Here is a 21,031-nt window from a genome sequence, read left to right as displayed (position 1 = left end):
ATTTGCTCCCATTTTACTTGGGGAAATAAGGAGGCTCTACTTACGAATTCTTCATCAGCTGTTAGGCTTGAGCCTCTGCCAAAAGTTGTTCGGCGTGGGCGACAGAAGTCTTAGAGATTTTCTCGCCACTGATAAGGCGAGCCAGTTCCTGCACACGATCTTTTGTCTTGAGTTCTGACACAAGCATCGCCACAGAACCTTTTTGCGGAGATTTCTGAATAAAGAAGTGAGCGTCACCAAAGGCAGCCACCTGCGGAAGGTGAGTGACACAGATCACTTGCTGTCCTTTAGCAATGGTCTTTAGTTTCTTTCCGACTTTTTCGGCTGTTTCACCGGAAACACCAGTATCTACTTCGTCGAAGAGATAAGTGCGAGGTTGATTTGTAGAGCCCACCACACGCTTCAAAGAAAGAAGGATACGGCTCAATTCGCCCCCAGAAGCAAACTTCGCCAAAGGACGTTTTACATCTTTTGCGGAAGTCTGACTCAAGAATTCCACGTCACTCATGCCCGAAGAAGAGAGCTCCATCTTTTCAACTTGTACGTGGAAGGTCACACCCTTCATGTTTAAGTCTAAAAGCTCGGCATTCACGCTTTCTGAAAGCAAATCTGCACCTTTCAAGCGACGCTTGTGAAGATCGGCTCCCAAAGTTTCTAGCTCTTTTAAGATCGCTGAAGCTTCTTTCTTTAAAGATTCCACTTTGGATTCAGAGTTTTGCAGATTGGAAATTTCAATTTCCATATCCATCAAGGCTTTTAAAATATCATCTACTGTTGAGCCATATTTCTTCTGCAATTTGCGAAGATCGCTCAAACGACCTTCCGCTTCTTCCAAACGCTGAGGATCGGCATCGATCTTTGAAGCATACTGACGAAGCTCGTAAACGGTCTCATCAATCAAAGCTTTTGCTTGCTCAAGATTTTCAAGCTTGGTCGCGATTTGCGGATCCACGCCCGCAAGTTCAAGGCCTTTTTTAAGAACCGCATTCAAACGGCTGATCGCCGAATCATCATCGGTGTAAAGCGCTTCTTCGGCTTGATCGACGAAAGAACCAATGCGCGAAGAGTTTTTAAGCTTCTTTACTTCCACTTCAAGCTCAAGGTCTTCACCCGGAGACAAATCCAAGTTCGCAATTTCATCGCGCTGATAAATTAAGAAATCCAAACGCTGCGCCTTTTGTTTGGCATCGCTTTCTAATTTTTTGATTTCTTCAAAGATGGCGTGATAGCGATTGTACTTTTCAGTGAACAAAAGACGCTTATCCCAAGTGCCCGCATACTGATCTAAAAGATCTAAGTGGTAAGCTTTGGACATCAAATTGCGGTTTTCATGTTGACCGGTCATTTCGATCAAAGGTGCCGAGTGACCTGCTAGCTCCACCAGGGGAGCCACGATGTCGCGCAAGCTGTTCAATGTACTAAGACTGCCGTTCAAATAAACTTTCGATTTATCACCCGCACTTAAAACACGACGAACGATCAAAGTGTCTTCATCCACTTCAATGCCCATGCTTTTTAAGTTGTCGATGATGTCATAGCGTTTACTAATATCAAACGAGCCTTCGATCGTCGCTTGAGAAGCTCCGGTGCGGATTGTGTCGCTAGAGGCTTTTCCGCCCATCAAAAGACTGAGGCTTTTAAGAAGAACGGATTTACCGGCACCCGTTTCACCACTCAAGATGTTAAGTCCCTCTTTGAAGGTGATGTGCAAGTTTTCGATAATGGCGAAATTAGAAACTTTCAGCTCTAGTAACATAATATCTCCTGCAAACTAGCTTTCTAGCTGCGATCTCCGAATTTAAGTTTTTCGCGAAGCAAGTGGAAGTAGTTGTGATTAGGCTCACGCACCATCATGTGATCGTAACAAGATTTTGTCACAATCACTTCGTCTTGAGGCGTGAGTTCCGTCATCTTTTGACCATCTACGATGAAGTGCGCTTTTTGAGTTTTCCCATCAAGCTTGAAAGAAAGTTCTTTATTATCAGGGAAGATCAAAGGACGAGACGTTAAGGAGTGAGGCGCGACAGGCGTCATCACAAATACCGGGGATTCTGGATCAAGCAAAGGACCGCCCGCAGCGAGATTGTACGCTGTCGAGCCCGAAGGACTGGCGACGATAAAACCATCGGCCTTCACTTCGCTAACCAGGAATTTCTCTGAATAAATAGCCGTGTTGATCAATTGGCTCATCGAGCCTCTTTCAATCACGATGTCGTTGAGCGCATGGTGTTCTTCACGCACTTTACCGCGACGAAGAATTTTCGCAAAAAGCATAGAGCGGGGACGAAGAACCATTTTTCCCGCAAGAGTTTTATCGATGACATCAAAAACGGACTCCGCACTGTGGGCTGTCAGGAAGCCCAAAGACCCCATGTTAAAGCCCAAGATCGGCGTGCTGCGGCCTTCAAGCAGGCGTACGGCGCGAAGATAAGTTCCATCTCCGCCGAGAACGATGATCAGCTTAAGCTGGTCCAACTGTTTTTTAGTTTTTGCGGCTTTGGTTCCGGGAATGATTTTTTGATCAGGGCCTGTGTAAACATCAAAGCCCTTGTCTTTCAAATAATCAGAAACCTTCTTTGCTAAAGAGACGGCTTGGGCCGTCTCTAAGCGATAAACTAAAGCAATGCTGCTATTTTCTTCTAGAACTAATTTACTGTTTTTGCTCATCGAAACTTTTGCACTCACTAGATCAAACCATCACGTCTTAGAAGCGCATTTGGATCTGGCTCACGGCCACGGAACTTTTTGTAAAGTTCCATTGGGTGTTCCGTTCCACCTTTGCTAAGAACATTGTCTTTGAATTTCTGAGCCACTTCGGCGTTGAACAAACCTTTTTCTTTGAAGAACTCAAAGGCATCGGCATCCAACACTTCCGCCCATTTGTAAGAGTAATATCCCGCCGAGTATCCACCTGCAAAGATATGGCTGAAGCTGCAAGAGCTATTCGCGCCATCGATCTTAGGGAAGAGACGGGTTTCGGCCGTAGCTTTTTCTTCAAACGCATCGACGTCTTTGATTGTCGAAGGATCCGTTGAGTGCCAAGCCATATCCATCATACCAAATTGCAACTGACGGCAAGACGCATAACCCGCTTGGAATTTTTGCGACGCTTTTAATTTTTCAATCAAATCTGTTGGCATCGCCGCATTGGTTTCATAGTGACGAGCAAAAAGATCCAAACCTTCTTTTTCACCCACCCAGTTTTCCATGATTTGCGATGGAAGTTCTACGAAGTCCCAGTAAACATTGGTGCCGCTCAAAGATTGATAAGTCACTTCAGACAACATGCCATGCAAAGCGTGACCGAATTCATGGAACAATGTGCGCACTTCATCGTAAGTCAAAAGAGAAGGTTTTGTTGGCGTCGGCTTCGTAAAGTTACACACGATGCTGACGTGAGGACGTTTCATCTCGCCATTAAGCAAGCCCTGACCACGGAACTGAGTCATCCAAGCGCCGCCTTTTTTGGTCTCGCGCGGGAAGAAGTCTGTGTAGAAAAGACCCATGTACTTACCAGATTTATCTTCATAGATCTCGTAAGCTTTTACTTCTGGATGATAAACCGGGATGTCTTTGTTTTCTTTGAAAGTCAGGCCGTAAAGTTTCTTTGCGTGAGCAAAAACACCATCGACAACTTTTTCAAGTTGGAAGTAAGGACGAAGATCTTCTTCATTGAAAGCGTATTTATCTTCTTTCAATTTCTCGGAATAGTAACCGAAGTCCCAAGGCTGGATGTCAGAAACGCCGTCTAATTTCTTCGCATATTCTGTCACTTCCGCTAAATCTTTTTTACCGGCGTCTTTAGAAGCCTTCAAAAGCTTAGAAAGGAATTCAGTCACTGTTTGAGGATTCTTCGCCATACGCTCTGCCAATACGAAATCAGCATGAGTTTTGAAACCCAAAAGTTTAGCGCGTTGATCGCGAAGCTGTACGATCTTCAAAACTATTTCTTGGTTGTCGAAGTTTCCTTTGTAAGAACGAGAAGCGTAGGCTCTCCACATTTTTTCACGAAGCGCGCGATTTTTCGCGTACGTCATGAATGGCAGGTAAGACGGAATTGAAAGAGTGAAAAGCCATTTGCCTTTTTGGCCTTTGGCTTCCGCCATGGCCGCAGCTCCTTCAAGGATGCCCTCAGGGATGCCTTCGACGTCTTCTTTTTTATCCAAGAACATTTCAAAGGCGTTTGTCGCCTTCAAAACGTTTTCAGAAAACTTTGGTCCCAGAACAGAAAGTTCCTGATCGATATTGCGAAGAGTTTCTTTGTCTTTTTCAGAAAGCAAAGCGCCGTTGCGAGTGAAAGAAAGATATGTTTTTTCTAACAAGCGCGCTTGTTCTTTGTTCAAGTTCAAAGAATCGCGTTTATCGTAAACGGCTTTCACGCGTTTAAAGATTTCTTCATCCAAAGAAACATCAGACGCAAAGGCAGTGACCTTGGGGTAAATTTCTTTCGCTAACGCTTGCAAAGCTTCATCTGCGTGCGCCACTTCAAGGTTTGAGTAAATCCCTGTAATACGGTCCGGAAGCTCAGAAGCCGCTTCTAAAGCCACAATGGTATTTTCGAAGTCAGGAGCAGCAGGATTGCTTTTCAGTTTAGCGATATTTTCCTTCGAAATTTTGATCGCTTCATCCAAAGCCGGAAGGTAATGCTCCACCTTGATTTGATCAAAGGGAACAGCTTGGTCTTTATGGGTAAAAGGTTGTAAAAGAGGATTGCTCATGATGTGCCTCCAAGAGAGTTAAAAGACTCTTCTTTTCTTTCACGAACCAGAGCAGAAATAAAGCAAAAATTGGGTGTAAAAAGGCGTCTAAAAATGGAAAGGGCCCTTGGTGGTTTTATCCGTCCAAGGGCCCATGATATTGCGGCGTATTATTCCGTAAAAACGGTCGAGGAGTGCCGCACTCGCTCTAGTAAGTACATACTCCAAGATTTGATCCGTAGATCACTTGGCGGCACGTCGCCCCTGCGCCGCAAGTGTTTCCCTGATCCAATAGGCAGCTCTGAGTTAATTTATTTCTGCAGGCGCTGGCACTATTACTTGCTCCCGGTACGTTTGAGATTTGTGGAATATTGATCGTCGTTTGTGGAGCTGCAGTCGTGTAGCCCCAAGTGTAACCCCACTGCCAGTAGTAAAGAGTGTTGTAGTAAGGGTTGATCAGATCATTATGAATACAACCTAAGCCGAAGCTTCCGTTGTAAGTTGCAGAATATCCTGCCGGGCAACCGCAGAAACCATATTGGTTAAAATAATTTGTGTAGTTGTACGCGTAGTTGAACATGCCCGGATAAGGAATAAATCCGTAGTACTGTGAATACACCGTATTGTTGCAATAGGCTTGTCCCGTTAAACAGCCTGTGTTCAACGGCGTTACTACTGTTGTAGTCCCCGCACCACCATCATCGCCCGGCTGGCAGGCTGCGAGGAACAGAGCAAAGACAAAATAAACCAACTTTTTCATAAGTGGCTCCTTAAATAGTTCTTTCAACAGTGACCTAAGGTTCAAGTTTGGTGCCTTATGAGAATTTCTCCAGCTGGGATATATTCGAATCCAGTCGCAAAATTTCCAATCCAGGTGCCCAAAATGGGCACCCAGCGCCCAAAGGTGCCTGCTTCTTTTTTGTACTGCTCTGCATGACAGAAAAGAAGCAGGTACTTTTAAAAAGCAGGTGCCTTTTAGTTTTAGGGTTGGCAGGGGAGGGGTCTTCTTTTACTCTTTTAGGTGAGCATCGAAAGGAGTCGATCATGAAAAACATCGGATGTGTTTTTGCTTTCTCTTGGGCCGTTATGTTGGCCGTACCTGCAGTTGCCGCAGTTCCTGCACAAAAGGCAAAACCGGTTTCTAAAATTCTTCAAGGTCAAGGTGTGAGTTTCGGCGGAATCGCCGGCACGGGTTTCACTTTGATGGATGTTCGTCGCACGGCGGATACAAAGAAAAAAGTAGAACGTATCGTGATGGATATCGGCGATTTGAATGGGGGTACGATCAAGGGACTTCCAGGTTATTATTTTGCCGAACTGAAAAAGAATCCTTCGCGCTTGGTGATTGATTTTTCACAGATGCCGAATGCGAACATCGATCAAACTCGTCTATCGGGATTGATGAAAAACTCAATGGCCGTAACAAAAACATCGATGAGTCTTGATCCAATCGACAGCTCTTTGAATCTGACTTTGGATCTTAAGAAAGATACAAAAGTGCGCGTTTATCAAGTGGCTGGCAATAAAACGACAAGCAAAGTCGTTATCGATCTGATTACGGAATAGACCGTGATGAAGTTCTGGCTCTTACCGCTTTTGCTTTTAACGAGCACGGCTCAAGCACGAGTGTTCAATATTCAAAAAGAAACTTTCGCCGCCTACTTCCTGGTTTCAGGGGGAGGTTCGGCTATCGGGACGGAAGGGCTGGATGGCGAAGCCAGCTCTAGCATTAACTACAGCGGGGGAGTGAATTACAACTACTCCGGTGAATTCGGTTTTCTCTACTCAGTTCGCTACTTGAATTTCCGCTTTGGTTTTGAAATTTTAAAACCTTCGACATTGGATTCAACGGCAAATAATGGAACTGCGGATCTGTACTCGGCGAACAGTCAGATTTTAGGATATGTTCCGAAGGTGGGCGTTGAAGTTAATTTGCAAAGTACAGCAAGTTATCGTTCCTTCATTTCCGCGACCGCAGGCCTTGCTAGTGTCACGATGAAAAATGCCTACACCTTAACCGCGGACGGCCAAACGGCGTTCCCGGGTGTCGCCGACCACACAGCCGAGTCCAAAGGTTCGGGAACTTCTTTGCAAGCTTCTTTAGGTTATGAAGGTAATTTGTCAGACACGACAACCATTCTTGTCGAGTTTGGTTATCGTCAGCTAAAAATAGATAATTTAAAATACTCGAAAGATGTCACAACGTTTTCTGGTGCGAAAAGCAGTGGAGACGCGGTCCTAAATACATCCGGTGAACAACGCGAGTTGGATTTTTCGGGCGGTTTTATTTCTTTGGGCTTTCGCTTTTACATGTAAGGAATCACCAGCATGAGTGGACTGTATCGTCTTCGTGGGCTTGAGTACTCTTATCTTTGGAATAAACAACAGGTTCCTGTTCTTAAGGGCATCGATCTGGAACTGGAAAAGGGCTGCTTCACTTGTATTGTAGGCCCCAGTGGCACTGGAAAGACGACTTTGCTGAATCTGTTAGGATTGATCGACACTCCATCGAATGGTCATATTGAGTTCGCTGGTGAAGATGTGACTCGTCTTGAAGAAAGTGAAAAAGAACAAGTTCGTCTGCATAAAGTCGGCTTCATCTTTCAGTCTTTTTATCTGATTCCGACTTTGACGGTGTTAGAAAATACATCTTATTTTCTTCCTTCCTTGGGCTATAATCACGCCGAAGCTCAGAAAACGGCGTTAGAAACATTAGACCTTCTGGGGCTGGCGGATCACGCCAAGAAAAAACCACTGGAGCTTTCGGGTGGGCAACGTCAGCGCGTCGCCATTGCCCGTGCTATTGCTAAGAAACCGGTCGTGGTTTTAGCAGATGAACCGACGGCGAATCTGGATTCGGTCACCGCAGAAAAAACCATCAATGCTTTTAAAGAACTGCAAAAAGCCGAAAACACCAGCTTCATTTTTTCCACGCATGATTCGCATCTTGTGAGCTTTGCTAAGTCTGTTTATCCGATGAAAGATGGTCGCATCCAGGAGAGTCGCTAATGTTTGAGCTGATTAAAATTGCTTGGCGCAATCTTTTTAGAAATCCCCGCCGAACTTTGGCCAGCCTTTGTACTGTCGCGCTTGGTGCCGCCGGCCTTTTGATTTATCAAGGTTTTAATTCGGGTGTGATGAATCAATATCGTGAAAACGTTATTCACGGCTATTACGGCTATGGACAAGTGTTTCCGAAAAACTATTTCGGCAAAGTACATGAAACTCCTTGGAAGGCTTGGTTTGAAAATCCGGAAGAGATCGAAAAACAAATTCGTTCGTCATCGTCAGTGACTCAAGTCTTTCCTCGGGTTTCTTTTTACTCTTTTATCGTCAAAGGCGGAATCACCTTAGGTGGTAAAGGGGAGGGCGTCATTCCCGAAAGAGAAAACGCGTTTTTCACTGACATGAATTTTATTTCTGGCGGAAATTTACAAAGTGTCGATGAAGTGATCTTGGGTAAGGGGTTGGCGGAAAGTTTAGACGCTAAAGTCGGTGATACGGTGACGTTATTAACTCAAACCGTGAATAACCAATTGAATGGGGCTGATCTTAAAGTGTCAGGTATTTTCTTTACCGGTAAGAAAGTGATTGATGACTCTTTTTACCGTGTGGATCTGAAGCAAGCGCATCAGCTTTTAGATACAAATCGCATTGAGATGTTTTCTTTAGCAACAAAAGGTGTGGAAGCCTGGCCTCAAGTTGAAAAAGACATTCACGATGCCAACTCGAATGTCGAAGCCATTCCCTTTGAAATCTTAGACAAAAACTATTATCAGAACTCTGTCGACTTCTTGAATGCGCAGTTTGCTTTCATTCGCTCCATTATTCTGGTGATCGTGGCGATGGGTATTTTCAACGTGATCTCTGTCGGACTTTTAGAGAGAGCCGGAGAAATGGGTGCCCTTCGCGCTAACGGTGAAAAACGCTCGCGCCTTTTCCGCATTCTGCTTATTGAAAATAGTTTGTTAGGAATCCTGGGGGGCTTTTTAGGAATCTGCCTGGCGGTCCTCATTGATAAGACGTTACTGCGCGGAGGAATTCCGATGCCGCCAGCGCCGGGGATCACGCGTCAGTTTATCGTGTATTTAGATATTATGGCTCCGCACTATGTGCAGGCTCTTCTTTTGCCGATGATTGCAACTGTGTTAGCAAGTCTTTATCCGACGGTGAAACTTCTGAAGAAGTCGATCCCAGAGCTGCTTCGCTCGACATAGATTCGCAAGAAATCTTTTTTCTAATAAAATCCCGCGACGATCTCGCGGGATTTTTTATTCTGAATTTCCTCTGATTTTTTTCATTACGCGTTTCAAATGTGGGTACACAGTGTCCATCTCTTAGATATATGAGTCGGTGACATCCTGACTCTTGCTTATTGTGTCCACTGTCTGTACAACGGTGCCAAAGTGACGTTTTTGGTCATCTTCTAGAGTGCCAATTCTATTTTAGCGCTCATGACTCCAAAGAACCTTAGGTATAAGAATTGCTTTTGTGTTCCACCGAGGACTAAATTTTATGAGAGTATCCGTTCTGGTAAATTCAAAAGCCGGGTCTGTGAATGCAGATCTGATTGAAGCGAAAGTACGCGAAGCATTGTTTCGCTGTGACCTTCGTTTCAGCCGTCCGCAGACGCTGACGGAGATGGCGGATTTCCTTAATGAAGAGATGTCTCATAAAACCAACGCCATCATAATCTGTGGCGGTGATGGTACCATCAATGTCGCGCTTCAATGTTTAATGAAGTATGATGACTTAAGTAAGATTCCACCTATCACTATAGTACGTTCGGGAACTGCGAACGATTTGGCTCATGAAATTGGAGTCTCTCACCGCATTGACCGTGCGGTTCGCAATATCTTTGAAGGTGTTGTGAAGAATATCGATGTTATCGAAGTCAGTTCTCCTGAACAAAAAGCTTATATGTTGACTAACGGAGGCTTGGGCCTTCCGGCTGTGGCTGCGGAACTTGCAAATAAATTTAGAAATCATCTTCGCACGCTTTCGACTTGTCCCAAATCAGCAAAAGCTTTCCGCTATCTTGCAGAAAAAAGTTATTATGCGGTAAAGAAAATGGGACCTGGTGTTTATTCGATGATGACCGCCGAAGCGATTCGCACTTGGAATCCCGATGGTTGGGGTCTTGAAATTGAAATTCCGGGCAAGGTCAACGTCGAGACAAATTCACCCATCGTTTTAGTCAGCAATCAGCAAAGCATTGGTGCGAGCTTTTTACCCGCTCCTTATACGTCCAATACCGATGGAACCGTGAACTTACTTTTATCTGAAACTAAAACAGCCCAGCAACATGCGATGGCCGCTTTGCGAATTCGTAAAGGTAATTTAGAAAAATTCAATGCCTTTAAAACTTTCGAACTTCGAGAGTTCAGACTAAAGAGCCAGAACCCCCGCCGCTCTTTGACTTTCTTTGGGGATGGCGAGATTCTTCTTAAGGACGTGCAGGAAATTTCAATCCGCTGCTTACATCGCGGACTTCCTATCATGGTCCGACAATAATGATATTTCTGGAGGCTCCGTGAGCAGACCTCGTATCCTCGTCACCGGGGGCACTGGCTTTCTCGGAAAATTGGTCGTTCCACTTCTTCGTGAAAAATTCGAAGTAGACGTCTTGTCTCGTTCGGGCCAGACAGAAGTCCAGGGGGACCTGACTCACTGGAACGCGGATCTTAACTTCGAAAGTCTTCGCTCGAAAAAATATTCCATTATTGTGCACATGGCAGGGCTTTACGACCTGAAGGGATCTTATGTTGATTGTTTTCAACATAATATTTCGGCGATGGGAATCGCATTGAAAGTCGCTGAAGCTTTAGAGATTCCGTATTTCATCAACACCAGCACAGTGGCAGCGGCTATCAACTCGACGCTTTCGATGGTGAAGCCTTACGATCTTAATTTTTCAAAAGCCTTCCCTGATGCTTATTCAGATTCGAAAGCGTTGGGCGAGCAGGTTTTACACAACTGGCCGGTGAAGAATATAAAATCACGTATCAACCTGCGTTTGGGTGTTCTCGTCGGTGATGCTCAGAAAGGTCGCATCGAGCGTATCGACGGACCTTATCATGCTCCAGAATCTTTTAAAAAAATCCGTCCCTTGATTGAATCACTTCCCACGGCGTTGCCATTGCCAGGAAATGAATCGGTGAAAATGCCGATCGTTCCGGTAGATAAAGCTGCGGAAGCTATTGTAAAATTCTGCGAATGGGCCTTAACCGAAAAGCCAGAAGGTTATAAGAGCTTTCACGTCACACCAACATATGGCTTAACAGCGAAAGAGCTTTATACGGCCACGTTAAAGCGTTTAGCAATCCCCAATAAGGGCATTAGTCTTGTCAGCAAAGTGCCAAAACCTTTGATGATGAAGGTTTCAAGTTTGGTGGCGCGTTTTCCTGAAGAAGAACTTTTTTATCTTATGAATTTTCCAACTTACGACACCGAAGCGACTCGCAAAGTTTTAGGTCCTTCATGGTGTCCTGAGTTTAAAGAGTATGAACAAGCATTTTGGAGCGGGTATGAAGCATTCGTATCGAATCGCCGAAATTAGTTTCGGCCGACCGCACTGGGATGCGGCTTATGAATTTGAATTCAATGGCAGTCACTTTGAGGTTCAGCGCTTCAGTGTGAATTTCTCTGTGGATGGTGTGCGCCGTCTGATTGAAACGCTTCGTAATCAAGTGGATGCCTTTGCTTTAACCAGTCTGCCTCCGGTGATCAAGCTTGAGCAAAAAAGCTATGTTCATCGCCAGTATTTAGAAATCATGGGGATTCCTTCGCCGGTACCTTTGTGCGACGGGACGGGACTTCGTGAAATTGCGAACATCAATTCCTTAGTTAAAAATATTGAGTCCGGGAAGATTCAACCTGAAGGCGGCATCTTTTTTCCATCTGCGGTTTTCTGTGCCGAATTGGAAGAGTACATCCGTCATCGCTATCGCAAGTCCGTTTATATTGGTGATGCTTATTCTCTTTTAGGTGTGCCTTGGTTGATTCAACCTTTTCCGGGTTTGATGACACTTTCAAAGCTGGTTTTGAATGTCGCAAACTTCAAGGATCTTCGTAACAATACTCCTTTGGCAGAAACGAAGTTGCAAAAAATGAGTCGCTCTTCTTTAGCGGCGCAAGTTGAAAATGTTCAGTACGTTTTCTGCGATCTTCCATTTTTACTGCTGTTTGATTCGGCAGCGACAGAGTTTGTACGCGGAAAAGATCTGGTCATCTGGTCTTCGCATCCTTTGATGGAAGCTGAAGTGAAGAAGTACAATCCTCGCAGCATTATTAATCTGTTTCCAGAAAATTACCGCGTTCATCCTTACATGAACTATTCGGTTTTGGATGCGACTTTGCGATTGGTGCACAACCGCACCGCGCCTTTAAGTATTGAAGAGTGGGAACAATTGATGACGGAAGATACAGAAATCCGTCAAGTGGCGCGCAAGTATGTCATGACTCGCAATACATCCACCCAAGCCAAGATCTCTAAGGGCATCAACGTCGTTAAGAATAAAATTTTAAGTGAAAAAGAACCGGACTTTGCGTTTGTCATTCATGCTCTTTCTCATAGTGACTTTATGCGTGTGCCGGGACTTTCTGCACTGAAGTACATGCCGAAAGAGTGGAATGATTCATTTGATAAAATGGCATCGAAGGTTCCACCTTTCGTTCATGGTCACGTGAAACATGTTATCAGCGAAGAATCGGGTAAAGAGATCAATGGTATTATTTATGCTTTGCCGGCGACCCCGAAAGTTTTGAAGAATACGGATCCTGAAGTCGTGTACCGCAAGATCGAAGGCATCTGCTACGATGCCGCCAATCGCGGTGCAAAAATGATCGGCCTTGGCGCTTACACGAAGATTGTCGGTGACCAAGGTATCACAATTAATCAAAACAGTCCGATTCCAGTCACAACGGGAAATAGTTTAAGTGCTTCAGCGACTCTCTGGGCATTAAATGACGTCGTTAAGAAGATGCGTCTTTTGAATCAAGATCCGCGAACGGGTATGGTTGACGGGATGGCGATGGTCATTGGTGCCACGGGTTCTATTGGGCAAGTTTCTGCAAAACTTCTTTCATTGGTATTTAAGAAATTGTGCCTGGTTGCGCCACGTATGAATCGTCTGCAAGAACTGAAAGAGACGATTCAGAAAATGGCTCCGGATTGTGAAATCACAATTGCTACAGATGCCAACGAGCTTGCTCCACAGGCGGATGTTCTTGTGACGGCGACGTCCGCGTTCGATCATAAAATCGTGGACGTCATGTTGCTAAAACCGGGCGCGGTTGTTTGTGATTGTTCTCGCCCTTTGGATTTTGACATTGAAGACGCGAAGAAAAGACCGGATGTTTTAATCATCGAATCGGGCGAAGTGATTTTGCCGGGCCCGGTGGAAATTGATTTTGATATGGGACTTCCAGGTAAAGCGGTTTATGCGTGCTTAGCGGAAACGGCGTTGCTGACTTTGGAAGGACAATTCGAGGCCTTTACCATGGGCCGCGATATTGAATGGAATAAGGTTAAGCAGATCTATAGAATGGCCCGTCGCCACGGAGTTCAATTGGCGGCGATTCAAGGTCATACAGGAATTATCACGGATAAGGAAATTGAACTCACACGACAACTGGCTCTTTCAAAAAGAAATAAATAGGAGATGTCATGAAGACACTTTTAGCCTTGTGCACCTTTGTATTTGCAGTTCATGCGGTCGCGGAAGAAAATCCCGCAGAGTGGGTTAAAAAGGCCGACAATATTCGCAATCCTGCAGAATCTTATGAAATGAAAATCCGTGTAGAGACTCCGGAAAACAATTCAGTATTCCAAGTTTTTTTGCAGGGCCAAGATAAAACCTTGATCGTTACTAAAGAACCGGCTCGGGACAAGGGTCGCAATATGTTGATGTTGGATCGTGACTTCCACGCTTATGTTCCTAACTTGAAGCGCTCAATGCGTTTGTCCTTGGCGCAAAAACTTTCAGGTCAAGTTTCTAATGGCGATATCTCGCGCACGCGCTGGTACGGCGATTACGATGTGACGAAAGAAGCCGACAACGGCAAAGAAGTGCAGCTTCTTCTTAAAGGCAACAAAGACAATCTGACTTATGCGTGGATTCGTCTTTGGTTGAAAAAAGGGAACTTCGAACCATTGCGTGCGGAATATTTGGGATTGAACGGAAAAACCGTTCTTAAAAGAGCCTTTTTTGAAGACTACAAAAGTATCGCCGGTGCGACGCGCCCGACGACTTTAAAAATCGAAGATACAAATAAACAAGTCAGCTTCGTGCGCATTCTTGCCATGGGTAAAAAGACTTTCGGTGAATCCTTTTTTACCGTTCGTAACATGGAAAGCATGAAGTAGTGAGATTTGGCCTTCTTCTGATCCTTCTTTTAAATTCAGCCGTCGCGATGGCGGACCTCACGGTCGCGCCTCGCTATGAGTATATTCAAGGTACAGAAGAAGAGTTGGCCAACCGCTTGATTGTCAAAGGGAAGCTGAACTCGACTGTCGGGCCTTTCGGAATTTTCATCGAAGGCTTTGGCGAGTTTGAAGGAAATGAAGATCAGGCTTTCGTGCGCAGGTCGCCTTCCCATGGATATCTGCAAGAAGCTTACTTTGAATTCAACCTCGATTCTTTTTATGTGCGGGTGGGACGTCAGGCTTTGCGTTGGAGCGAAAGTTGGACTGTTCCCTCCTTGGATGTGTGGACGGGACGCCGATGGAACCGCTTGTTCTTTGATCCCTTGGCCGATCAGCTCACTCATTCCACCGGAGTTGTTTTTTCGTATGCGCGGGAAACTTACTCTTTGGAGTTTGTGGGTGTGGGGGAGCTTGCTGAGTCTTATTATCCTGTACCTATTCCTCAACCCGATGTCGAAGAGAACACCAGCTTCGGTGGGCGCGTGAAATGGAATTGGGGAAACTTTGCATTTTCGGCTTTATCTGCGCAAGTCCTTACCACCGATCACTACGGCGTCACGGGGAACTATGCGTTTGAAAACGCTGTTCCAAAATTTGAATTGGGATACGTTCATGATCGGAAAGCCTTAGAAAATCAACAGGACCGAAAGTTTGCAACATTGGGTTGTGATATCTTTTGGGGGAACTGGATCTTGCTGACTCAAGTCAGTCGTTATGAAACTTTGGTGACGAACGGATTGGCTTACGAGACATCTTATTACCTGACGGGACAGTGGAACCCAAACCGTCACGATGTGCAGCTTCAGGCATTCTATAACCCGGATGCGGAAAGCAATTTCGGAAGTTTTAGTTACGGTTACAATATTACGGATTATTTTACGGTGTCGGGCTTTGTGCAGAATTATGCCGGCGTCAGTGGTCTATATAAGATTTATGAAGAGATCACCGGTGGCACTGTGGTGGGTTTACGTTTAGAATTAAGTGGAAATTTAGCGTTTTAAGGAGCATTCATGGCAAAAGAATATTTTTCTGATTTGAATTACACCTTGTCCAATGAAGACACGCGTATCGAGTATGATCTTCTGCCAAATGCGGTGGAAAGAGTGTTCAGTATCGCCGGCTCTGGGGCGCGCTGTTTGCCTTTGATGGCGAAAAATCCGAAGTATTTGGATGTGATCGACATGTCGGTCAGTCAGCTTTATCTTTGTGAACTGCGTTTACAAGCCATGAAGACGTTAACATATGAAGAGTATCTTTTCTTTATGGGATATCGTGGAGCTTTGCAGGCGGGGAGTGATAAAGGCGACGATCGTGAAGCCCTTTATAAAAAGCTGACCTTGTCAGAGGACGCAAAAAAATATTGGAACGAACGTGTGTCGGGCTGGAAGCCCAGAGGTTTCATCTTGCTGGGACGTTGGGAGTCGCACTTCCAAAAACTGGGATATCTTTTTCGCGAAGTATTGCAATGCGATTTCAGCAAAGTTTTTGCGGCGCAAAGCTTGGAAGAACAAATCGAGCTTTATGAAAAACATTGGCCGAAAATCCGTTGGAATAGTTTTATCAAAGTCGCTGCCAGCGAGTATGTTTTCAATAAGTTCTTATACAAGGGACATTTCAGCGGGAAGTCCGAGCATAGAACAGAGCAGCGCGCGCCTTCTCAATTTATTATGGAAGAGTTCGATCGTATTTTCAGGACTCAGTTGGTTCGTAAAAACTACTTCATGCAAATTCTGTTTTTAGGCCGAATTGCTTATGAGGAAGGTTTGCCGTTAGAAGCACACTTTGAAACCGTAGAGGCTGTCAAAAAGTCCAGTACACAAGTCCGTTATCTTCACGGGAATCTTTTGGAAGAGCTTCCTAAGCATGCTTATGATTTTATCTCTTTGTCAGACACGATTTCTTATCTGTCAGAGCTTGACGCCAATCAGATTTTACAAAAGCTTTCACCTGAGACTCGAAGCCAAAGTCAGATGGTCATTCGCTCGTTTATGAGAGCGCCGACAGCCATTGATACGAAAAATTGGGAGCCATTGTCTGATCGTAATCTTTGGGCCCAAAGCAAAGACGGCACTGGGGTCTATCAGTTTCATATTTTCCGTAAAAAATAGTGTTTCATTCCGAGATCGTTTCAGTTTGAAACTTAAAGCTTCCCCTCGTTTTTACCGATAAATGAGGGGTCGATGAAAAATTGGAACGTCAGTAAGATCAACATTTTGAGCATCTTTCTTTTGGTGGCGGGCTGTACGGATACGAATCCAACGGTCTCTATCTTACGTTCTATTGATGGCTTCAATTTCACCAACAATCATGTGATCACTGCGAGCATGAATTCCGTGGCTTTGCAGGCAGAGTGCTCCGCTTTTGTAGGCCAAGTGCAAATGAGTTTTGATGGTGGTACGACGTGGTTAAATCCTGCGGATTACCAAGCGACGGCGAAGAACTCCTGCGAAAACGGAAAATTCGAAATCACCCTTTCTGACGCAAAAGCTCCTTGGAGTTCGATGACTTTCGCGAATGGGGATACCGTGTCGGTGAAGTTCCGCGCCCAACCACGCGTGGGTGATTTCATCTATCGCACCGTCAATGTGAAATACGTTCCGTCTTCGCCTATGTCTCACGAGATTTTAGCTGGATCACAGGTGCAAACCGGAACGGGCTTGCATTTACGTGGTCGTGTGCGCGCGCAAGATCAGCATGTGGCTTCAGGCGGGGGATATAAGATTCGCGGAAGGATCACTCAATGAAGTCGATCTTAGCGCTTCTTCTTTCTTTAAGTGTTCAAGCCGTGGCGGCAACCGGCCCGGGGCCGATGTTGACGTATGAAGGTATTTTGACGGATGCAACGGACACTCCCATCACGACAGCACAAACAGTGACCTTTGAAATTTTGCAAAGTGGATCTTGTGTTTTATATCGTGAAACGCAAACGGTGACTCCCGGTTCTGTGGGGCAGTTCAGCGTGATCGTGGGAACGGGAAATAGGTCCGACTCAACGTCGAATACTTTAGAGCGTGTTTTTGCGCAAAGTGGAACGGTGAACTGCGAAGGTTCATCATCTGTAGCTGCCGGCAACTCCTCATCTCGTTCTTTGCGTATTACCGTCGGAGCGACAGTTTTAACTCCTGATGTGACAATCACTTCTGTTCCTTACGCGATTCAAGCACAGCGTTTGGGAGATAAGCAGGCGTCTGATTTTGTGAATGTCAACGCGACAACGACTCAAGCGAATGTGGATAGCCTTTTTGCTCGTTATACAACTCTGGATTCTATTCTAAATATTTTCCCGACCACGGCACCGGCAAACGGAAGCATCTTGATAGGAAATGGTTCGGTTTATCAGCCCGGGGTTTTGACTGCGGGAACAGGTATCAATATCACAAGCGGAGCGGGTTCAATTACGATCTCTGCAACAGGCGGTGGAGGCACGGGAACGGTCACGAACGTGGCTGCAACCGCTCCCTTGAGTGTGACGACTCCGACGACGACTCCGCAGATTTCCATTGCTCAGGCCAGTGGAACCGAAAGTGGTTACCTGAGTATGGGTGATTGGAATACGTTTAATAATAAACTTTCAGGGACCCTGCCTGCCGGAAATATATTTGTAGGTGATGGCAGTAATAAGGCGATGGCGGTGCCATTAAGTGGTGACGCCTCATTGGCAACAAACGGTATTTTAACTTTGAGCTCAGTGGGAACTGCCGGAACTTATTCCAAGGTGACAGTCGACGGAAAAGGGCGCGTGACTTCAGGTGGAAGTTTAACTGCGACGGACATTCCGGGTCTTCCGTGGTCGCAAATCACCGGCGGGACGCCGACATCTTTAGCTGGCTACGGTATCACCGATGCAGTGAGAAACGCGGGCAGCACTCCGAGTATTCAATCGGGTACAGATACAGGAAAACCAACTGCGGGAACGGCGGGTCGCCTTTACGTGACGACGGACACGCAAAAAATTTATCGTGATAGTGGTTCCAGCTGGGAGCTTTTAAGCTCTGGCATATCTACCGGCGCCACGGGGACTGCCGGCGGGGATTTATCGGGCACTTATCCGAACCCGACAGTGGTGAAGCTGCAAGGACGTGATATCGCAGCAACAACGCCTAGTAACGGACAGTTTTTAAAATACAATGGAACAAACTGGTCACCGGTGATGATGAGTTTTGCCGATGTGACTGGAACTTTGCCTGTCACTCAAGGGGGAACAGGCGCTGCTTCGTTACCTGCAAATAGACTTTTGATCGCTAACGGATCGGGATCCGCAATCAATGGTTTTAGTTGTACAGTTGGCCAACTAGTTTCGTTTGATGCGACCGGCATGGCGACGTGTGCGAATATTGGAAATACAGGAGCTATTGTTAAGGATGGAAACTCTTTTGCTTCTGCGGTTACGCTTGGAACTAATGACAGCTATCCGCTGAATTTGGAAACTGCGGGTGGCACGAAGGTAACAATTACTCCTTCTGGGCTTGTCGGAATAGGTAGAACTGACCCGCAAACAACGCTGGATGTACTTGATGAAGGTGCCTCTTCTATCATCTCTTCTACGACGGTATCTAACACGGCCACTCATTACTCTGCATTCTACGGATATACTGCACGTGGGACTCGCGCAGCCCCTCTGCATCCGTTGGCAAACGAGGGCATCAGTGTATTCTATGGTCGTAATGCTATTGATCCAGTTGGGTACGCGGGTGTGAGAATTTACGCGACAGAAAATCATTCTGCTTCTGCGCAAGGGATGGGGCTTGATTTAGTAGTGAATCCTAATGGAGGAACGACTCCTATTTATGGATTGCGTGTTGCAAATGACGGTAAAGTCGGAATAGGCGCAGGGGCTCCGGCTTATAAACTCCATGTAACCGATGATTCCGCAATCACGCCTCTAGCTGTTGTAGGAACTGCATCGAATACGGCTGGTGCTGGCGTGAGACTCTGGTCGCAGAGTGCGGGAGGAGGCTGGAGCGTCTATCAAGTTGGCAGTGCAGGCGGTACGTATGGTTCGCCCGGGGCTTTATCGTTCAGGCATGACGGAATTTCGGGAGGACCTGTACTTTCTATGAATCCAGACGGTGGAGTGGTGATCAATCATGTCGGCGCGACGTCAAACAAGCTCTACGTTAACGGTGCCGCGGGAGGCACGTCCGCTTGGACATCGACATCAGACCGTCGTTTCAAAAAGAATATTAGTATTTTAAATGGAGCCCTCACCAAGGTTCTTCAACTCCGTGGTGTTTCCTATAATTGGGATAAAGAAGCTTTCCCTGAAAGGAATTTTTCGGACGCGCGAGACATTGGCGTGATTGCCCAAGAAGTTGAAGCCGTTTATCCAGAGGCTGTGAACACGGACATTGATGGATACAAATCGGTTGCGTACTCCAAACTCGTCGCACCACTGATCGAAAGCACTCACGAACTTTACGGCATGTGCAAAGCGCAGGAATCACAGATCGTGGCACTCGAGCGTAAGATCGCATCTTTAGAAGAAGCCAAAGTCGTAAACGAACAGCGCATGCAGAACTTAGAAAAAGAAAATGCGGCTCTGAAAAAAGATCTCGAATTGATCAAACAGAAGTTAGGCCTCTAATTTCCGTCTCAGTCGTAGACGGAGTCATCTCATCTTCAAACAGCATCATCATTTTATCTCCATGATTTTTCCTTATTTGTTAAACTTATAGATATAGGAAAAACCAAGAGGTACGTGTAATGGGAAAATCACTGATAGTAATGGCATTGCTATTATCCTTTTCGGCCGAGGCGGGCTGGCTTATAAAAGACATCCGCTATGAGCGTGGGCACCTTAAAAAAATTAAATGCTCCTTTTCGGGCGTTAATAGAGCACCGGCTTCAAAGCCCCTTGAAAATGTAACCTTTGAAGATCCAGCAAACACCGTGTGTACTCCGCTTTCTCAAAATGCGGGGACGACACCCGAAAGTGGATTATTGGGAAAGCTGATTCTAAGAACTCCAGAGATGGGTCAAAAGATTTCAGGGGTGATGGACTATTACAACAAAGGTTTAAAGCTAGATGCCAAGCTTTACTTTGCTGACGTGAATGTTCCTACGTCGCCATTTACGGCGGGTTTTAAAAACGTGAATGGTGAATTCTTGGTGGATGCTCAAGGCCATAAGTTGATTGAGAACTTTGCTATCGAATACACTTCTGTCCTCAAACTTTCCGACAAAGATAAAGAAGGTCACTACGAAATTGCGACGTTGTCTGACGACGGTTCTCGTGTGTTTGTGAAAGAGAATAATCAGTGGAATGAAATCATCAACAACGATGGAGACCATTCGACACGCATGGGTTGCGCTTTCCGCACGGTGGAAATGAAGAAAGAAACAGAGCTCCCTATTAAGATCCTTTATTACCAAGGGCCTCGCTATCACATCGCCAACGTGATGATCTGGAAGCATCATAAAAAAGCACATACTTGGAAGAAACAGAACAGCAATCCATTGTGTGGTGTGGCGTCGAACAAGTACTTCTACAATCCTGATAACGGTAAGAAATTGCTGCCGGTGAAATTCTTAGAGCAATTGGGTTGGTCTACAATTGCGGCGGCAAATTACAAAATGCCTGCGCAAACAACGAACCCATGTCCCCCTGAAGAACCGCAAGTGGACTTAGCATTGTCTGATTTCGTCGTTGTCTCTGCGGCGGCTCCAACGGCGGTTTTAACTTGGAAGACCAATCTTCCAGCCAACAGTCAGTTGAGAATTCTTAATGTGTATACCGGGGAAGAGATTTATACTCCGGTGGATGCGAACTTAGTGACGGATCACACAGTGAACTTAGATGGGCTTGTTCACGGTATTTACTACTTAGCACAAGCGATCTCGATCGATAAAGACGGTCGCAAGGTCATCAGCTCGCAAATCGTTTTATTGCCGTAATTTATAAGCTTTT

At 45.6% G+C, this 21,031-nt stretch carries 17 protein-coding genes; 13 read left to right on the top strand and 4 right to left on the bottom strand.

Annotated elements, in window-relative coordinates:
• Nucleotides 1–61 precede the first annotated feature (61 nt).
• The 4 genes from recN to ACLWBD_RS14115 all read right to left on the bottom strand — a co-directional run bounded on the left by recN (nucleotide 62) and on the right by ACLWBD_RS14115 (nucleotide 5,457).
• Entirely contained in the window at nucleotides 62–1,756 is a 1,695-nt protein-coding gene (gene recN / locus ACLWBD_RS14130; RefSeq protein WP_063205011.1) for a DNA repair protein RecN, read from the bottom strand.
• Nucleotides 1,757–1,779: 23 nt separating this feature from the next.
• Nucleotides 1,780–2,667, bottom strand: coding sequence for an NAD(+)/NADH kinase (locus tag ACLWBD_RS14125; RefSeq protein ID WP_063205010.1), 888 nt, complete (start codon nucleotides 2,665–2,667; stop codon nucleotides 1,780–1,782).
• A gap of 17 nt (nucleotides 2,668–2,684) precedes the next feature.
• On the bottom strand, nucleotides 2,685–4,718 hold the full coding sequence (locus ACLWBD_RS14120; protein ID WP_063205009.1) for a M3 family metallopeptidase: 2,034 nt from the start codon (nucleotides 4,716–4,718) through the stop codon (nucleotides 2,685–2,687).
• A 187-nt stretch (nucleotides 4,719–4,905) separates the two neighbouring features.
• A complete protein-coding gene (locus ACLWBD_RS14115; RefSeq protein ID WP_063205008.1) occupies nucleotides 4,906–5,457 on the bottom strand; it encodes a hypothetical protein in 552 nt (183 codons plus the stop codon).
• A gap of 284 nt (nucleotides 5,458–5,741) precedes the next feature.
• Between ACLWBD_RS14115 and ACLWBD_RS14110 the strand changes: the two genes are divergently transcribed.
• The 13 genes from ACLWBD_RS14110 (at nucleotide 5,742) to ACLWBD_RS14050 (ending at nucleotide 21,018) form a co-directional block, all read left to right on the top strand.
• The gene (locus ACLWBD_RS14110; RefSeq protein WP_253720966.1) at nucleotides 5,742–6,263 is read left to right on the top strand and encodes a hypothetical protein; all 522 of its coding nucleotides are present in this window, start codon (nucleotides 5,742–5,744) and stop codon (nucleotides 6,261–6,263) included.
• A gap of 6 nt (nucleotides 6,264–6,269) precedes the next feature.
• Nucleotides 6,270–7,013, top strand: coding sequence for a hypothetical protein (locus ACLWBD_RS14105; protein WP_413570739.1), 744 nt, complete (start codon nucleotides 6,270–6,272; stop codon nucleotides 7,011–7,013).
• Nucleotides 7,014–7,025: 12 nt separating this feature from the next.
• On the top strand, nucleotides 7,026–7,706 hold the full coding sequence (locus tag ACLWBD_RS14100; RefSeq protein WP_413568641.1) for an ABC transporter ATP-binding protein: 681 nt from the start codon (nucleotides 7,026–7,028) through the stop codon (nucleotides 7,704–7,706).
• Nucleotides 7,706–8,914, top strand: a complete 1,209-nt coding sequence (locus ACLWBD_RS14095) for an ABC transporter permease (protein WP_373998158.1) — start codon at nucleotides 7,706–7,708, stop codon at nucleotides 8,912–8,914. The genes ACLWBD_RS14100 and ACLWBD_RS14095 overlap by 1 nt, the downstream gene beginning before the upstream one ends.
• A gap of 298 nt (nucleotides 8,915–9,212) precedes the next feature.
• Nucleotides 9,213–10,211, top strand: a complete 999-nt coding sequence (locus tag ACLWBD_RS14090; RefSeq protein ID WP_063244230.1) for a diacylglycerol/lipid kinase family protein — start codon at nucleotides 9,213–9,215, stop codon at nucleotides 10,209–10,211.
• Nucleotides 10,212–10,230: 19 nt separating this feature from the next.
• Nucleotides 10,231–11,256, top strand: a complete 1,026-nt coding sequence (locus ACLWBD_RS14085) for an SDR family oxidoreductase (RefSeq protein WP_413568639.1) — start codon at nucleotides 10,231–10,233, stop codon at nucleotides 11,254–11,256.
• Nucleotides 11,225–13,357 carry a dehydrogenase gene (locus tag ACLWBD_RS14080; protein WP_413568636.1) on the top strand — a complete coding sequence of 711 codons (2,133 nt, stop codon included), beginning with the start codon at nucleotides 11,225–11,227 and terminating at the stop codon, nucleotides 13,355–13,357. Before ACLWBD_RS14085 ends, ACLWBD_RS14080 begins: the two co-directional genes overlap by 32 nt.
• An 8-nt stretch (nucleotides 13,358–13,365) precedes the next feature.
• Nucleotides 13,366–14,064 (top strand): outer membrane lipoprotein-sorting protein, encoded by a 699-nt coding sequence (locus ACLWBD_RS14075; protein WP_063244227.1) that lies wholly within the window; start codon nucleotides 13,366–13,368, stop codon nucleotides 14,062–14,064.
• A complete protein-coding gene (locus ACLWBD_RS14070; RefSeq protein WP_413568635.1) occupies nucleotides 14,064–15,125 on the top strand; it encodes a hypothetical protein in 1,062 nt (353 codons plus the stop codon). Before ACLWBD_RS14075 ends, ACLWBD_RS14070 begins: the two co-directional genes overlap by 1 nt.
• 9 nt (nucleotides 15,126–15,134) lie before the next feature.
• Nucleotides 15,135–16,232, top strand: coding sequence for a DUF3419 family protein (locus tag ACLWBD_RS14065; protein ID WP_413568633.1), 1,098 nt, complete (start codon nucleotides 15,135–15,137; stop codon nucleotides 16,230–16,232).
• Nucleotides 16,233–16,304: 72 nt separating this feature from the next.
• Entirely contained in the window at nucleotides 16,305–16,868 is a 564-nt protein-coding gene (locus tag ACLWBD_RS14060; protein ID WP_413568631.1) for a hypothetical protein, read from the top strand.
• Nucleotides 16,865–19,708, top strand: coding sequence for a tail fiber domain-containing protein (locus ACLWBD_RS14055; protein ID WP_413568630.1), 2,844 nt, complete (start codon nucleotides 16,865–16,867; stop codon nucleotides 19,706–19,708). Before ACLWBD_RS14060 ends, ACLWBD_RS14055 begins: the two co-directional genes overlap by 4 nt.
• 140 nt (nucleotides 19,709–19,848) lie before the next feature.
• On the top strand, nucleotides 19,849–21,018 hold the full coding sequence (locus tag ACLWBD_RS14050; RefSeq protein ID WP_413568629.1) for a hypothetical protein: 1,170 nt from the start codon (nucleotides 19,849–19,851) through the stop codon (nucleotides 21,016–21,018).
• The last annotated feature ends 13 nt before the right edge of the window (nucleotides 21,019–21,031 follow it).

Origin of the sequence: Bdellovibrio sp. HCB117, assembly GCF_047305915.1 — a bacterium.
GTDB lineage: Bacteria > Bdellovibrionota > Bdellovibrionia > Bdellovibrionales > Bdellovibrionaceae > Bdellovibrio > Bdellovibrio bacteriovorus_B.
Note: the sequence above shows the minus strand (reverse complement) of the source record. Positions and strands in the feature narration are given on the sequence as shown.

What these genes read in the sequence shown, in the direction of transcription:
- ACLWBD_RS14075 (WP_063244227.1), top strand. Translation starts at nt 13,366, where the DNA reads ATGAAGACACTTTTAGCCTTGTGCACCTTTGTATTTGCAGTTCATGCG.
- recN (WP_063205011.1), bottom strand. Translation starts at nt 1,756, where the DNA reads ATGTTACTAGAGCTGAAAGTTTCTAATTTCGCCATTATCGAAAACTTG.
- ACLWBD_RS14050 (WP_413568629.1), top strand. Translation starts at nt 19,849, where the DNA reads ATGGCATTGCTATTATCCTTTTCGGCCGAGGCGGGCTGGCTTATAAAA.
- ACLWBD_RS14100 (WP_413568641.1), top strand. Translation starts at nt 7,026, where the DNA reads ATGAGTGGACTGTATCGTCTTCGTGGGCTTGAGTACTCTTATCTTTGG.
- ACLWBD_RS14080 (WP_413568636.1), top strand. Translation starts at nt 11,225, where the DNA reads ATGAAGCATTCGTATCGAATCGCCGAAATTAGTTTCGGCCGACCGCAC.
- ACLWBD_RS14090 (WP_063244230.1), top strand. Translation starts at nt 9,213, where the DNA reads ATGAGAGTATCCGTTCTGGTAAATTCAAAAGCCGGGTCTGTGAATGCA.
- ACLWBD_RS14065 (WP_413568633.1), top strand. Translation starts at nt 15,135, where the DNA reads ATGGCAAAAGAATATTTTTCTGATTTGAATTACACCTTGTCCAATGAA.
- ACLWBD_RS14115 (WP_063205008.1), bottom strand. Translation starts at nt 5,457, where the DNA reads ATGAAAAAGTTGGTTTATTTTGTCTTTGCTCTGTTCCTCGCAGCCTGC.
- ACLWBD_RS14105 (WP_413570739.1), top strand. Translation starts at nt 6,270, where the DNA reads ATGAAGTTCTGGCTCTTACCGCTTTTGCTTTTAACGAGCACGGCTCAA.
- ACLWBD_RS14110 (WP_253720966.1), top strand. Translation starts at nt 5,742, where the DNA reads ATGAAAAACATCGGATGTGTTTTTGCTTTCTCTTGGGCCGTTATGTTG.
- ACLWBD_RS14095 (WP_373998158.1), top strand. Translation starts at nt 7,706, where the DNA reads ATGTTTGAGCTGATTAAAATTGCTTGGCGCAATCTTTTTAGAAATCCC.
- ACLWBD_RS14120 (WP_063205009.1), bottom strand. Translation starts at nt 4,718, where the DNA reads ATGAGCAATCCTCTTTTACAACCTTTTACCCATAAAGACCAAGCTGTT.
- ACLWBD_RS14055 (WP_413568630.1), top strand. Translation starts at nt 16,865, where the DNA reads ATGAAGTCGATCTTAGCGCTTCTTCTTTCTTTAAGTGTTCAAGCCGTG.
- ACLWBD_RS14125 (WP_063205010.1), bottom strand. Translation starts at nt 2,667, where the DNA reads ATGAGCAAAAACAGTAAATTAGTTCTAGAAGAAAATAGCAGCATTGCT.
- ACLWBD_RS14060 (WP_413568631.1), top strand. Translation starts at nt 16,305, where the DNA reads ATGAAAAATTGGAACGTCAGTAAGATCAACATTTTGAGCATCTTTCTT.